The 12,456-nt window shown below is 65.6% G+C and carries 12 protein-coding genes and 1 pseudogene; 10 read left to right on the top strand and 3 right to left on the bottom strand.

Annotated features, from left to right (window positions below; translation table 11 throughout):
• Both RT662_RS12300 and RT662_RS12295 read left to right on the top strand, forming a co-directional pair.
• Nucleotides 1–2,037 (top strand): response regulator (locus tag RT662_RS12300; protein ID WP_313670999.1); only part of this gene is annotated, 2,037 nt, incomplete at its 5' end.
• A gap of 21 nt (nucleotides 2,038–2,058) precedes the next feature.
• Nucleotides 2,059–2,349: a LuxR C-terminal-related transcriptional regulator gene (locus RT662_RS12295; RefSeq protein ID WP_313671000.1), complete on the top strand. Its 291-nt coding sequence runs from the start codon at nucleotides 2,059–2,061 to the stop codon at nucleotides 2,347–2,349.
• A gap of 63 nt (nucleotides 2,350–2,412) precedes the next feature.
• Here the strand turns inward: RT662_RS12295 and RT662_RS12290 are convergent, their stop codons facing one another.
• The gene (locus RT662_RS12290; protein ID WP_313670998.1) at nucleotides 2,413–3,114 is read right to left on the bottom strand and encodes a PEPxxWA-CTERM sorting domain-containing protein; all 702 of its coding nucleotides are present in this window, start codon (nucleotides 3,112–3,114) and stop codon (nucleotides 2,413–2,415) included.
• Between the two features lie 413 nt (nucleotides 3,115–3,527).
• Here RT662_RS12290 and RT662_RS12285 point away from each other — a divergent pair, with 413 nt between their 5' ends.
• The gene (locus tag RT662_RS12285; RefSeq protein ID WP_313670997.1) at nucleotides 3,528–5,198 is read left to right on the top strand and encodes a hypothetical protein; all 1,671 of its coding nucleotides are present in this window, start codon (nucleotides 3,528–3,530) and stop codon (nucleotides 5,196–5,198) included.
• Nucleotides 5,199–5,220: 22 nt separating this feature from the next.
• Here the strand turns inward: RT662_RS12285 and RT662_RS12280 are convergent, their stop codons facing one another.
• Both RT662_RS12280 and RT662_RS12275 read right to left on the bottom strand, forming a co-directional pair.
• Nucleotides 5,221–5,694 carry a GNAT family protein gene (locus RT662_RS12280; protein WP_313670996.1) on the bottom strand — a complete coding sequence of 158 codons (474 nt, stop codon included), beginning with the start codon at nucleotides 5,692–5,694 and terminating at the stop codon, nucleotides 5,221–5,223.
• A complete protein-coding gene (locus tag RT662_RS12275; protein WP_313670995.1) occupies nucleotides 5,691–6,290 on the bottom strand; it encodes an HNH endonuclease in 600 nt (199 codons plus the stop codon). Before RT662_RS12275 ends, RT662_RS12280 begins: the two co-directional genes overlap by 4 nt.
• Nucleotides 6,291–6,435: 145 nt before the next feature.
• Between RT662_RS12275 and gluQRS the strand changes: the two genes are divergently transcribed.
• The 7 genes and pseudogenes from gluQRS to RT662_RS12240 all read left to right on the top strand — a co-directional run bounded on the left by gluQRS (nucleotide 6,436) and on the right by RT662_RS12240 (nucleotide 12,403).
• Nucleotides 6,436–7,326, top strand: a complete 891-nt coding sequence (gene gluQRS / locus RT662_RS12270) for a tRNA glutamyl-Q(34) synthetase GluQRS (RefSeq protein ID WP_313670994.1) — start codon at nucleotides 6,436–6,438, stop codon at nucleotides 7,324–7,326.
• A 70-nt stretch (nucleotides 7,327–7,396) separates the two neighbouring features.
• Nucleotides 7,397–8,206, top strand: coding sequence for a PEPxxWA-CTERM sorting domain-containing protein (locus RT662_RS12265; protein ID WP_313670993.1), 810 nt, complete (start codon nucleotides 7,397–7,399; stop codon nucleotides 8,204–8,206).
• A gap of 51 nt (nucleotides 8,207–8,257) precedes the next feature.
• Nucleotides 8,258–8,500 carry a twin transmembrane helix small protein gene (locus tag RT662_RS12260; RefSeq protein WP_313670992.1) on the top strand — a complete coding sequence of 81 codons (243 nt, stop codon included), beginning with the start codon at nucleotides 8,258–8,260 and terminating at the stop codon, nucleotides 8,498–8,500.
• Between the two features lie 19 nt (nucleotides 8,501–8,519).
• The gene (locus tag RT662_RS12255; protein ID WP_313670991.1) at nucleotides 8,520–9,065 is read left to right on the top strand and encodes a cob(I)yrinic acid a,c-diamide adenosyltransferase; all 546 of its coding nucleotides are present in this window, start codon (nucleotides 8,520–8,522) and stop codon (nucleotides 9,063–9,065) included.
• Nucleotides 9,066–10,460: 1,395 nt separating this feature from the next.
• Nucleotides 10,461–10,562 (top strand): annotated as a pseudogene (locus tag RT662_RS16265) (PEPxxWA-CTERM sorting domain-containing protein); the annotation flags it as partial.
• Nucleotides 10,563–10,724: 162 nt separating this feature from the next.
• Nucleotides 10,725–11,474 (top strand): electron transfer flavoprotein subunit beta/FixA family protein, encoded by a 750-nt coding sequence (locus RT662_RS12245; protein WP_313670989.1) that lies wholly within the window; start codon nucleotides 10,725–10,727, stop codon nucleotides 11,472–11,474.
• Nucleotides 11,471–12,403 carry an electron transfer flavoprotein subunit alpha/FixB family protein gene (locus RT662_RS12240; protein ID WP_313670988.1) on the top strand — a complete coding sequence of 311 codons (933 nt, stop codon included), beginning with the start codon at nucleotides 11,471–11,473 and terminating at the stop codon, nucleotides 12,401–12,403. Before RT662_RS12245 ends, RT662_RS12240 begins: the two co-directional genes overlap by 4 nt.
• Nucleotides 12,404–12,456 lie beyond the last annotated feature (53 nt).

The raw sequence follows: 12,456 nt of genomic DNA, 5'->3' as shown, positions 1-12,456 counted from the left end.
CTCGGCGACAATGATCCCGAACAGCAGGCGATCCACGCCGACACGCTGTCGCGCAACCAGGAATATCAGAGCACCAACGAGGAACTGATCACCTCGCAGGAGGAGCTGCAGTCGCTGAACGAGGAGCTGGTGGCACTGAACGGCCAGTTGCAGGAAACCATCGATCGCCAGCGCACCATGGCCGACGATCTCAACAACATCCTCAACAGCACCAATGTCGCGACGATCTTCCTCGATCTCGATATGCATATCCGCTTCTTCACGCCGGCCACGCGCGTATTGTTCAACATGCTGCCGGGCGATATCGGCCGGCCCTTCACCGATCTGGCACCGCTCACCCCTGATCCGAAGCTGGCCGCCGACATCGCGGCGGTGCGCGGTGGCCGCAAGTCGCCTGATCGCGAGATCACCGCCACGGATGGCACTTGTTTCAGCCGGCGGGCGATGCCCTATCGTGCCCACGATAATCATGCCGAAGGGGTGATCATAACCTATACCGACGTTTCGGAACGCAAGCGCGCCGAACAGGTGATGCTGGAAGCGCGCGAAACCGCCGAAGCCGCCAACCTGGCCAAATCACGGTTCCTTGCGGCCGCCAGCCACGATCTGCGCCAGCCGCTGCAATCACTGGTGCTGCTGCAGGAACTGCTAGCCCGCAAGGTCACCGATCCGCAATGCCGGCCCTTGCTGGCACGGCTGGAACTCACGCTGGAATCGATGGCGGCGATGCTCGATGGGTTGCTCGACATCAACCGCATCGAAGCCGACGCGGTCGAGATTGCGCCCGGCAGCTTTGCCCTCGAAAGCCTGCTGAACGAAACCGTGACCGGGCTGGCCGAACAGGCGGCCGCCGGCAAGCTGAAGCTGCGCCATGTGGCGACCGACTGCCACGTGGTTTCCGATCGCCGGCTGCTGGCCGGCATGTTGCGCAACCTGGTCGCCAATGCGCTGAAATACACGGTGAAGGGCGGTGTGCTGCTGGGCGCGCGCCGCCGCGGCAATATGGTGCGGATCGAGGTGTGGGATACCGGCATCGGCATCCCGGCCGACAAGCTGGAGACGATCTTCCAGCCTTATCAGCAACTGGGGCCAACCCTGATTGATCGCAGCCGCGGCCTGGGCCTTGGCCTGTCCATCGTGCGCAGCCTCGGCGAAATGCTGGGCCATGGGATCGATGTGCGGTCGTGGCCGCAGGATGGGCCGGGCCATGGTTCGGTGTTCAGCATCACCGTGCCGCTGGCCACACCGGAGTCGCACGCCCTGCCGGCACCGCCTGCCGCCCCGGCCCCGGCACCTGCCGAGGCAGCACCGATCACCGGCGCGCACATTCTTGCCATCGATGATGATGCCGATCTGCTGGAACTGCTGGCCCAGTTGTTGCGCGGCGCCGGGCATGACGTGGTGACCGCCCACAACGATATCGAGGCCATTGCCAGCCTGACCCTGCACACACCGGATCTGATCATTTCCGATTTCCGCCTGATTGGCGGGCGTGACGGCCTGGAACTGGCCAGCGATCTGCGCGCTGCCCTGTTCAAGGCGCACGGCCGCACCGTGCCGGTGATCATGCTGACCGGCGATATCGCAATCGATGCGCTGGTGCGCTTTGCCGCCAACGATATCGTGCGGCTGGCCAAGCCGGTGCGTCCGGCCGAACTGCACGCTGCCATCGCCGCGGCGCTGAGCCGGACAGAGGCTGAAACGCCGGCTCGCGCCGACCCTGTGGTGGGCACTGACGGGCTGGTGCAGGTGATCGACGATGATCCCGACACATTGGCCGAATTCGGCCGGCTGCTGGCCGATGCCGGTCTGCCGGTTGCGCTGCATGCGTCGGCCGAAGCCTTTCGCGCCGCCTGGCGCCCCGGGGATGGCGGCTGCCTGCTGGTCGATGCCATGCTGCCCGGCGAAAATGGGCTTGATCTGCTGCGCAGTCTCCATGCGGCCGGCACCTTGCCGCCCAGCATCATGATCACCGGCCAGGGCGATATCGGCATGGCGGTGGCGGCGATGAAGGCCGGCGCGCGCGATTTCATCTAAAAGCCGGCGTCGGGCGATGCCATTCTTGCCAGCGTCCGCCGCGCACTGGCAAGTGCCTCGGGCGAGGAGGGCATGAGCGTCGAACGTCTGGCAGCCACCGAACGACTTGCCACGCTGACACCGCGTCAGCGCCAAGTGATGGCGATGGTGCTGGATGGCCACCCCAGCAAGAACATCGCGGCCGATCTCAATCTGAGCCAACGCACGGTGGAAAATCACCGTGCCGAAATCATGCATCGCAGCCGCTGCAAGTCGCTGCCGGAACTGGCGCGATTGGCGATGGCCGCCGATCCCGGTGGCGCCAGAAACTGACGGGACCGGGACCGGCGACCACCATGCCGCCTCGGCATCCCCCCGGGGGCGGGGGGATGTCGATCAGGCAGCAACTGTAACCCGGCCCGAACGGCGACGCGCCGTGATGCCTACCAGTCCGAACCCGGCAAGCAGCATGGCCCAGGCCGAAGGCTCGGGAACCGCATCGGGGTTGAGGTCACGATCCGAACCGGCAAACGAGCCGGCGATATTGGCATCAAACGGCGTACCAAAGCCATTGGCCGCGACGGTGAACGCCGGCGACAGCGCCGTGAACGCCAGCGAGAAGTCCCTGAAGTCAAAAGTCGGCAGGGTCAGCACGTTGGACGTGTAGCTGATCGGATTGCTGGGATCGGTGGAGATCAGGCTGGCCGAACCGCCGGTGCCATCGAAGCTGAAGGTGGCGTTGGCGAAATTGACGTCAAGAAAGGCGCTGGTGGCATTGCCAAAGCGGATGTTGCCGGTCCAGCCGAGCTGCTGGAATTGCGGACCAGTGCTGGTGACCGCGGCCATCGACGTTGCTGCCATCGTCATCGTGGTCGGATAGAAGCCAAGCGGACCAAAGGCGCTGATCACGAAGAAGATCGGCGATTCAGTGATGGTCAGGCTGTTGCCGCCAGCAATCGAACCATATCGAACAATCTTGCTGGAGGTCTGCTGGGTGAACTGCGCAAACGTCACTGAGCTGCTGTCGACAGCCAGGGCCGGTGCGGCGAGCAGGGCGGCTGCGAGCGCCGCGCTGGCGATTGTACGAAATGTTCGCATGAGGAAAGCCCCTTGGCTTGTGCCCCGCCGGGATGACGGAAACATTAAGGGTTCATGACGCGGTTTGCCCACTGCACACAGCGACGGAATCTACCGCTTCGCTCAATTGACCGCTGGGGAATTGCCGCAAGCAGAGTTGTCGGTCGTGCGCCGGGGTGCCCCGGTTCTTCGGGAGAGAAACGGATTTCGCATCCCCAACGCGCCGACTTTCCGGAGCCTGACGATGCCAAGGTGGGATGAAGCGACGCACTCCGCCGGATTGGCCTTCCGTCCCTGTCATGCTTGGTCCCATTTCACCTGATGTTGGCCCGGATCAGCGCGGCGCTCTTGTGATGTCGGCGTGAACCAGGCGGGAAATCCGCGCTTGATCCAATAGGCATCACGGGTTTAGCTGGGAAACGGGGGTGCTGTGGATGAAATCATCCAGGGGGAACATCTATCGTCTGCGACTGATCGGGCCGTTTAGGCTGAGCGGCCCTGATGGCGCGCGTATCGAAGTCAGCAGCCGCAAGGGCCGGGCCTTGATCGCCATGCTGGCGATGGCGCCCGATGGCGAGCGCACCCGCGGCTGGCTGCAGGACCGCCTGTGGGGTAGCCGGCCGGGCACGCAGGCCCAGGCCAGTTTGCGCCGTGAACTGGCCAATCTGCGGCTGGCGGTGAATGGCGCCGCTGCAGCGCCGCTGCTGAATGCGGATTATCAGCGGGCGTGGATCGATCTGGCCCAGCTGGAGGTGGACGCGCTGAACGGTGGCGGCCCCGGCGAGTTTCTTGAGGGCATTGATTTGCCCGGTGAAGACGGGTTCGAGGATTGGCTGCGCGAAATGCGCCAGGCGCTCGATGGTGGCAGCCGTCCGCAAGCGGCATCGCCAATGCCCAGCGTTGCCGAACTGCTGGGCGGGGCACTGCCGGCGCTGCCGGTGCAGCCGTCGATCGCGGTGCTGCCGTTTGCCGATCTGTCGCCGGGTCGTGATCTGGGATTCGTCGCTGATGGCGTGGCCGAAGACGTTTCGGGTGCACTGGCGCGCCGCTCCACGCTGTTCGTGGTGGCGGCCGGTTCAACCGATGGGCCGCCGCTGGCCGGCAGCCGGCTGGCGCTGAGCCGGCAATTGGGCGTGCGGTTCCTGGTGGAAGGCAGCGTGCGCGGAGACGGCGAACGCGTCCGGGTGAGCCTTCGCCTGATCGACGGGCCGGGCAACCGGCAAGTGTGGGCGCAAAGCTTCGAAGGCCCGCTCACCGATCTGTTCGCGCTGCAGGATCACATCGCCGCCACCATCGCCCCGCTGATCGATTCGCAGGTGGAGACCACCGAACGGCAACGCGCGCTTTCGGCGCCGCTGGAGACGGCCGATTCCTATCAGTTGTTCTGGCGCGCCAACGCCCTGTTCCGGCAGTGGCAGCGCGATGGCGTGCTGGAAGCCGCCGAACTGACGGCGCAATTGCTGGCGCTGGAACCGGCCAACGCCTGGGCAGCGGCGCTGAGCGCGTTTTGCCACGCCATGATCGCGGCGTCGGGCTGGGCCGAAGATCCCGCCCCGCACCGTGCCAAAGCCCAGCGCCACTATGATCTGGCCCTGCGGCACGGCGGCGATGATCCGTTCGTGCTGGGCTATGCCGCCGGTGTGCTGCTGTGTCTGGGCGGCGACATGGCGGCGGCTGATCGGTTGATCGACCGCGCGTTGGAACTGCAACCGTCGTCAGCCTCCACCCTGTTCTGGGGCGGCTGGGTGGACGTGGCCAATGGCAAGGCCGCGCGCGGACTGGAACGATTCCAGTGGGCGCTGCGTCTCAGCCCGCGATCGGCTGTGAGGCCTTATAATTACACGGGGATGGCGCTCTGCTTGCTGGGCATGGGCCAAACCGCCGATGCGCTGCTGCTGCTGAACGAGGCAGCGCAGCATATCCCGACCTATCCGCCGACGCTGGCGGCGCTGTGCCTGGCGCAGGCGCTTTCGGGTGATGGCCCGGCGGCAGCGACCACGGCGGCGCGGCTGGCCGAACTGGGCGGCGTGGAGCGCGCGCTGGCCATGATCCGCGATCCGCGCGCCCATGCGCTGATCCACGGCCTGCTGCCGAACGCCGCCTGATCCGGCCGGTTCGGGTGCCCGATCAGCCCGGGGGTTGCAGTTGCCAGCGCCAGGCGTCGCCGATCTCGTGATCCTGCACGATGCCGGTGAAGCAAAAGCCCAGCCGGCGCAGGATGCGGGTGGAGGCGTTGTCTTCCGGCAGGGTCTTGGCCCAGATCGGCAAGGCCGGATCGGCAGTGCGGGCGATGGCCACCAGCGCGGCGGCCGTGCGCCCGGCATGGCCACGGCCTTCAAGATCCGACCGGGTGAAATAGGCGATTTCCACGCCGTCGGCCATGGGTGGGCCAACGAACGCGCCGCCGCCCACCATCTCGTCGCCCACAAAGGCCAGATAGGAAATCCACGGCGGGTGATGGCCCTGTTCGGCATAGAGTTGCCGCGTGGCATCAAGCAGGGCAGCCGTGTCGTCGGGCCATGGGCCGTCGCGGCCATCACAACGGCCATCGGCGGCGATGGGGAGCAGCCGCAGTGGTGCCCCCGCTGTGCTGCCCGTCACGCCAGCAATTCCACGTCCCAGTACAGATAATCGCGCCAGGTCTCGTGGCAGTAATGCGGCGGGAAGGCGCGGCCGTGGGCCTGCAGATCATGTGTGCTTGGCTGGCAAGGGCGGGACAGCAGATGCATGTGCGCTTCGGCCGGGGTGCGGCCGCCCTTTTTCAGATTGCACGGCGCACAGGCGGTGGTGACATTTTCCCACGTGGTGCGGCCGCCATAGGCGCGCGGGATGACATGATCGAAGGTGAGTTCGCCGCCCGGCACGCTGCAATATTGGCAGGTGAAACGATCGCGCAGGAACAGGTTGAAGCGCGTGAAGGCCGGGTGGCTGGCCGGGCGCACATATTGCCTGAGTGCGATCACCGAGGGCAGTTTCATGCGCAACGATGGCGACCGGATCTCGCGGTCATATTCCGCGATGATGTCCACCCGTTCCAGGAAAGCGGCCTTGATCGCCGTCTGCCACGGCCACAATGACAGCGGATAATACGACAGCGGGGTATAATCGGCGTTCAGCACCAGCGCCGGGCAGGCTTCGGGCGAAACAGCCAAGCGTTCCGTGACGAACTTCTGTTCCAGCAATTCAGCCGTCAGCATCGGGCCCTCCCCACACATCGGGGCGGCAACGCATGACACGGGCCCAGTCGCACAAGAGATGCGGCACAAGAGCTGCATCTCCAGGGCCGCCAGCGCGGCCGTTCCGTGATGCCCAAGTCTTTACAACGGATTGTATGTCAGGCCAATGACAATACCGGATTTCGTTGTGGATAACGTGGATAACTTGGCCCTCACCACCCGCTTCGCGCCATCGCCCACGGGCCTGCTGCACCGGGGCCACGCCTTGTCGGCGCTGCTGGCGTGGCGCATGGCCCGGCGCAGCGGCGGGCGCTTCATCCTCAGGATCGAGGATATCGACACCACCCGTTGCCGGCCCGAGTTCGAAGCGGCCATCCTTGAAGACCTGGCCTGGCTGGGGCTGGACTGGGATGGCCCGGTGTGGCGGCAGAGCGAGCGCGGGCCGGTATACGCGGCTGCGCTCGATCAGTTGATCGCGCTGGGGGTGGCCTACCCGTGTTTCTGCACGCGCGCCGACATTGCGGCGGCGGCGAGCGCGCCCCATGGCAGCGATGGCCCGCTCTACCCCGGCACCTGCCGCCACCTCGCGCCCGATGAACGCGCCCGCCGGCTGGCCAGCGAAGCGGCAGCGTGGCGGCTGGACGTGGCCGCCGCACTGGCCATCACTGGGCCATTGGGCTGGCATGATGCCTGGGCCGGGCCGCAGCAGGCCGATCCGGCGGCGCAGGGCGATTTCGTGGTGGCGCGCCGTGATATCGGCACCGCCTATGCGTTGGCTGTTGTGGTGGATGATGCGGCGCAAGGCGTGACCGATGTGGTGCGCGGGGTGGATCTGTTCGAAGCGACCCATGGCCAGCGCCTGTTGCAGGCGCTGCTCGGCCTGGCCGTGCCGCACTATCACCACCACCCGCTGGTGCTGGGCAGTGATGGCCGGCGCCTGGCGAAACGTGACGCGGGTGAGACGCTGGCGGCGCTGCGGGCGGCCGGTGGCGATCCAGCCCATCTGTGCAACACGCTGCTTTCGCAATCACCACAGCGTCAAAATAATCTATATTGACCTTATTTTAACAGGAATTTACCCCAACGCGCAGCGGGACACAGTTTCCGCACAACAGGGGGAGTTTCGCATGCGTTCTGCATTTGTGTGTGCCGCGTTGGTGGCGGCCATCGGCGTTTGTGCGCCCGCCACGGCGGCGCTTCAGTTGATCACCTTCTCGGGCACGGCCGGTGTTTCACCATCTGGCACGCCGATCGCGGCCTTGCAGCAATTTGTTGGCGCGTCGGTCGTGGGTGCATTCGTGGTCGATACCGCTGCAGCCGGTCTGCAATTGACCGGCCCGGTGGGCGGCCAGGGCGAAAGTGCGTTCCTCTCCGGCGCGGTGTTGGGCGGCCAGGTCGATCTGTTCGGCACCAATGGCCCGGTCACGCTGCTGCGCACCGGCAATGATTTCGGCAACATTTTCACGATCAACAATGGCGGCGTGTTCGGCAATCCCAACAACCGCCTCGATCAGATGGGTTACACCACCGGCGCGCGGGTGCTTTCCGGTCAGTTTCTGAAACCCTATGAGATTGCCGGCAATGTGCCGCCCGACCTGTTCATCGGTTCGCTGTTCTTTGGGCGCACCCTGCAGGGCCCGCTCGCCGATCCGCCCGCAATGATCACCGATGTGACGACGCGCGATTTCGCCGGCGTGCTCACCGGGCCGCTGGGCACGCCCCTGTTTATGAACATCGTGTTCCGGCAGGGCGATCCGTTGATCAATGGCACCTTGATCGGCCTGCCGCTGCAAGCGGTGGGCGTCGGCAATCTGCAGCTCAACATCATCAACATCGGTGGTGCTGTACCCGAACCGTCAAGCTGGGCGATGCTGATCATCGGTTTCGGCCTGGTCGGTGCGACCCTGCGCCGGCGGCGGGGGCTGGTTGCGGCCTGAGAAATCAAGGGGCTGCGGCGGCGGCACGGCCTTGCTGACGCACCCCCCCAAATGCTGGTGCTCAGCCCGGCAAAGGCTGTTAGACCTTCAGCCATGCAATCGACTCTCGTCTTCTTCATGGTCGCTTCGGCCGTCGCCACATTGGCGGTGCTCGCCCGCGGCATCATCATCATGGCGCGCGGCCAGGACGTGACGGGCGAACAATCGAACCGCATGATGAGCCTGCGCGTCGCGCTACAGGCGCTGGCGATCTTCTTCATCGTCATCCTGTTCCTGATCAACCGGCCGGGCTGAACCCGCCCAAGGTGGCATCATGGTTCGCCTGAACCGCATCTATACCCGCACTGGCGATGATGGCTCCACCGGCCTGGTGGATGGCAGCCGCGTGTCCAAGGCCAGTCACCGTCCGGTGGTGATGGGCAGCGTGGATGAAGCCAATGCCGCCATTGGCCTGGCCCGGCTGGCCGCAACCCCCGGCAGCGATGCCATCCTGTCGCGCATCCAGAATGATCTGTTCGATCTGGGCGCTGATGTGGCAACGCCCGAAGGTGTGGATGGCGCGCTGCGCATCGTGCCGGCGCAAATTGCCTGGCTGGAAACGCAGATCGATGCGGCCAACGAGACGCTTGAACCGTTGAAGAGCTTCATCCTGCCGGCCGGCACGCCCAGCGCCACCCATCTCCACCTCGCCCGCACCATCGTGCGCCGGGCGGAGCGCGATGCGGTGGCCGCGGGCGAGGAGATCAGTGCTGTCGCTCGCCACTATCTCAACCGGCTTTCCGATCTGCTGTTCGTGCTGGCCCGGGTGGAAAATGCCGCGACAGGTGATGTGCTTTGGCTGCCGGGGGCCAATCGCTGAGAGTTGGCCAGTCAACGTGCAATATGATTTTACTGTAATACAACCTGACTAGGTAATATTACCTTAATCAAACTCTTTTACCCCGTGGCCAGCCGCATCGTGGGGATGCGTGTGAAGGTTTCACGGGGGAATACCATGTCTCGAATGATGAACCGCGGCCTCAAGGCCGCGGTGTTGGCCAGTGCGGTTGTTGCGCTGGCGCTGCCGGGTGTCGCGCATGCCAGCGCCGCCGTGCAGGATGTCAACACCACGCTGCTGAACAGTATCCGCGCCGGTGCCGCCGGGCCGCCGCCGCGCGCTGCCCGCGCCATTGCCATGGTCAGCACGGCCACGTTCGATGCCGTCAACGCCGGTTCGCACATGGGCTATCAGGGCTACAGCTACGCCGGCCCGGCCGTGAACGGCCTCTCGAAAGACGCACTGGCGCTGTCGGCCGGTTACACGATGATGGCCAATCTGTTCCCCACGCTGGCGGGCAGCCTGAACACGCAGTTGAGCACCCGTCTGGATGCGCTGTCGCTGAACAGCGCCGTGCGCGCCAACAGCGTGGCGCTGGGCAGCTCGATCGCGCTCAATTTCTACAACGCCCGTCTCACCGACGGTGCCGCTGTCGCCCAGTCGCCTTATACGCCGGGCACCGATCCGGGTGATTTCCAGCTGGTGCAGCCCGGTCAGCCGGTGCTGCCGAGCTGGGGTGCCGTGACCACCTTTGCCGCGACCAGCAACAGCCAGTTCGGCAACGGCGCGCCGCCCGCCCTGGGCAGCGCCGAATTCATTGCTGATTTCAACGAAGTGAAGGCGCTGGGCTGCGCCACCTGCGGCACCGCCGAACAGCAGCTGATCGCCCGCTTCTGGGCCGATGGCGGCGGCACCTTCACCCCGCCCGGCCACTGGATCGACATCACCAATGGCCTGATCGGTGGCCTTTCGACCCTGGAAGCCGCACGCGCCACCGCACTGGTCGGCCTGTCGGTCGCCGATGCCGGCATCACCGCCTGGCAGGACAAATATCAATATGATCTGTTCCGGCCGATCACCGCCATCAACACCTGCACGCTCGCCGTGTGCGGTGTAGACGGCGAACCGGGCTGGACGCCGTTCCTGGCCACGCCGAACTTCCCCACCTATGTGTCGGGCCACAGCAGCTTCTCCGGCGGTGCTGCCGGCGCGCTGACGGGCTATTTCGGCACCGGCAACATCGCCTTCTGCACCCCGGCCGATCCGGCGTCGGGCGTGATGGGCGATCGTTGCTTCACGTCCTTGCGCGGTGCGGCCGATGAAGCCGGCCTCAGCCGTATCTATGGCGGCATCCACTTCGAATTCGATAACGGCCGCGCTGTGAACAACGCCTTCAACCTGGGCACATTCGTCGCCGATACCCAGTTGCAGCGCACCGGCGCCGTGCCGGAACCGGCGAGCTGGGCGATGCTGATCGCCGGCTTTGGCCTGGTGGGCGGCATGGCGCGCCGCCGCCGCTTGGCAACCGTCAGCGCCTGATCCTGCTTTGATTGGGGCATCGGCCCGGCGCTGGCAGCAGCGCCGGGCCGTTGTTTTTGGCAGCATGGCGCGACAGGTTGACGTTAACGTAAACTTGGGCCTTGACCCTGCTGCCAGCATGGGTCAAGTGCGGTTCAGATCAATGCTTGGGAAAGGCCAGCCATGAAGGTGCTAGTCCCCGTCAAACGGGTGGTGGATTACAACGTCAAGGTGCGCGTGAAGTCGGATAATACCGGCGTCGAACTCGCCAACATCAAGATGAGCATGAACCCCTTCGACGAAATCGCCGTCGAAGAGGCGATCCGCCTGAAGGAAAAGGGCATCGCCACCGAGGTCGTGGTCGTTTCCGTGGGCGTGCAGCAGTGCACCGAAACGCTGCGCACTGCGCTGGCCATGGGCGCCGATCGCGGCATCCTGGTGCTCACCGACGTGACCACCGAATCGCTGGCCGTCGCCAAGGTGCTGGCCGGCATCGTCGCTGAAGAAGCGCCGGGCCTGGTCATCCTGGGCAAGCAGGCGATTGACGACGACGCCAACCAGACCGGCCAGATGCTGGCCGGGCTCCTGGGTTGGGCGCAGGGCACTTTTGCGTCCAAGCTCGATCCGCAGGGCGAGACGGTCAACGTCACCCGCGAAATCGATGGCGGCCTCGAAACCGTGGCGCTGAAGATGCCGGCGATCGTGACGACCGATCTGCGTCTGAACGAACCGCGCTATGCCTCGCTGCCGAACATCATGAAGGCCAAGAGCAAGCCGATCGCCAACAAGACCCCGGCCGATTACGGCGTGGACATGACCCCGCGCCTGACCACCCTGAAAGTCACCGAGCCGGCCAAGCGCCTGGCCGGCATCAAGGTGAAATCGGTCGATGAACTGGTCGCGAAGCTGAAGGAAATGGGAGCCGTCGCATGAGCACGCTGGTCCTCGCAGAACACGACAACGCCGATCTGAAAGACGCCACGCTGGCGACCATCACGGCCGCCACCCAACTGGGCGGCGATGTGCATGTGCTGGTGGCCGGTTCCGGCTGCGGTTCCGTCGCCGAAGCCGCCGCCAAGGTCGCCGGCGTCGCCAAGGTGCTGGTCGCCGACGATGCCGCCTATGGCGCCGCCCTGCCGGAAAACCTCGCCCCGCTGATCGCTGGCCTGATGGCTGGTTATGACGCGTTCGTGGCGCCTGCCACCAGCCGCGGCAAAAACGTCGCCCCGCGCGTCGCCGCCGCGCTCGACGTGGCGCAGATCAGCGAAATCCTGTCGGTCGAAGGCCCGGATACCTTCACCCGCCCGATCTACGCCGGCAACGCCATCGCCACCGTTAAATCGTCCGACGCCAAGAAGGTGATCACCGTGCGCGGCACCGCCTTCGCCAAGGCCGCAACCAGCGGCGGCAGCGCCAGCGTTGAAGCCGTGAGCGGCGCCGGTTCGGCCGGCACGTCCAGCTTCGTCGGCGCCGAACTCACCAAGTCGGCCCGCCCCGAACTCACCGCCGCCAAGATCATCGTCTCCGGGGGCCGCGCGCTGGGCTCGTCGGACAAGTTCCACGAGTTCATCGATCCGCTCGCCGACAAGCTCGGCGCCGCCGTTGGCGCCAGCCGCGCCGCCGTCGATGCCGGCTATGCCCCCAACGATTATCAGGTCGGCCAAACCGGCAAGATCGTCGCCCCGGAACTCTATGTCGCCGTCGGCATCTCCGGCGCGATCCAGCACCTGGCCGGTATGAAGGACAGCAAGATCATCGTCGCCATCAACAAGGACGAAGAAGCCCCGATCTTCCAGGTGGCCGACGTCGGCCTGGTCGGCGACCTGTTCACGCTGGTGCCTGAACTGACCGGCAAGCTGTAATCAGCGATCGCTGCGAAACAGGAGGGCCGTCGCTCGGTGGAGCGGCGGCCCTT

The sequence above is a fragment of the Sandarakinorhabdus sp. genome (assembly GCF_032115815.1).
Classification (GTDB): domain Bacteria; phylum Pseudomonadota; class Alphaproteobacteria; order Sphingomonadales; family Sphingomonadaceae; genus Sandarakinorhabdus.
The sequence above is the reverse complement of the archived record's forward strand: the minus strand, read 5'-3'. Positions and strand labels throughout refer to the sequence as shown.

Excerpts from the sequence above, each read along its gene's own strand:
- RT662_RS12255 (WP_313670991.1), top strand. The coding sequence starts at position 8,520 with ATGGTTCGCCTGAACCGCATCTATACCCGCACTGGCGATGATGGCTCC.
- RT662_RS12260 (WP_313670992.1), top strand. The coding sequence starts at position 8,258 with ATGCTGGTGCTCAGCCCGGCAAAGGCTGTTAGACCTTCAGCCATGCAA.
- RT662_RS12245 (WP_313670989.1), top strand. The coding sequence starts at position 10,725 with ATGAAGGTGCTAGTCCCCGTCAAACGGGTGGTGGATTACAACGTCAAG.
- RT662_RS12285 (WP_313670997.1), top strand. The coding sequence starts at position 3,528 with ATGAAATCATCCAGGGGGAACATCTATCGTCTGCGACTGATCGGGCCG.
- RT662_RS12290 (WP_313670998.1), bottom strand. The coding sequence starts at position 3,114 with ATGCGAACATTTCGTACAATCGCCAGCGCGGCGCTCGCAGCCGCCCTG.
- gluQRS (WP_313670994.1), top strand. The coding sequence starts at position 6,436 with ATGACAATACCGGATTTCGTTGTGGATAACGTGGATAACTTGGCCCTC.
- RT662_RS12265 (WP_313670993.1), top strand. The coding sequence starts at position 7,397 with ATGCGTTCTGCATTTGTGTGTGCCGCGTTGGTGGCGGCCATCGGCGTT.
- RT662_RS12275 (WP_313670995.1), bottom strand. The coding sequence starts at position 6,290 with ATGCTGACGGCTGAATTGCTGGAACAGAAGTTCGTCACGGAACGCTTG.
- RT662_RS12240 (WP_313670988.1), top strand. The coding sequence starts at position 11,471 with ATGAGCACGCTGGTCCTCGCAGAACACGACAACGCCGATCTGAAAGAC.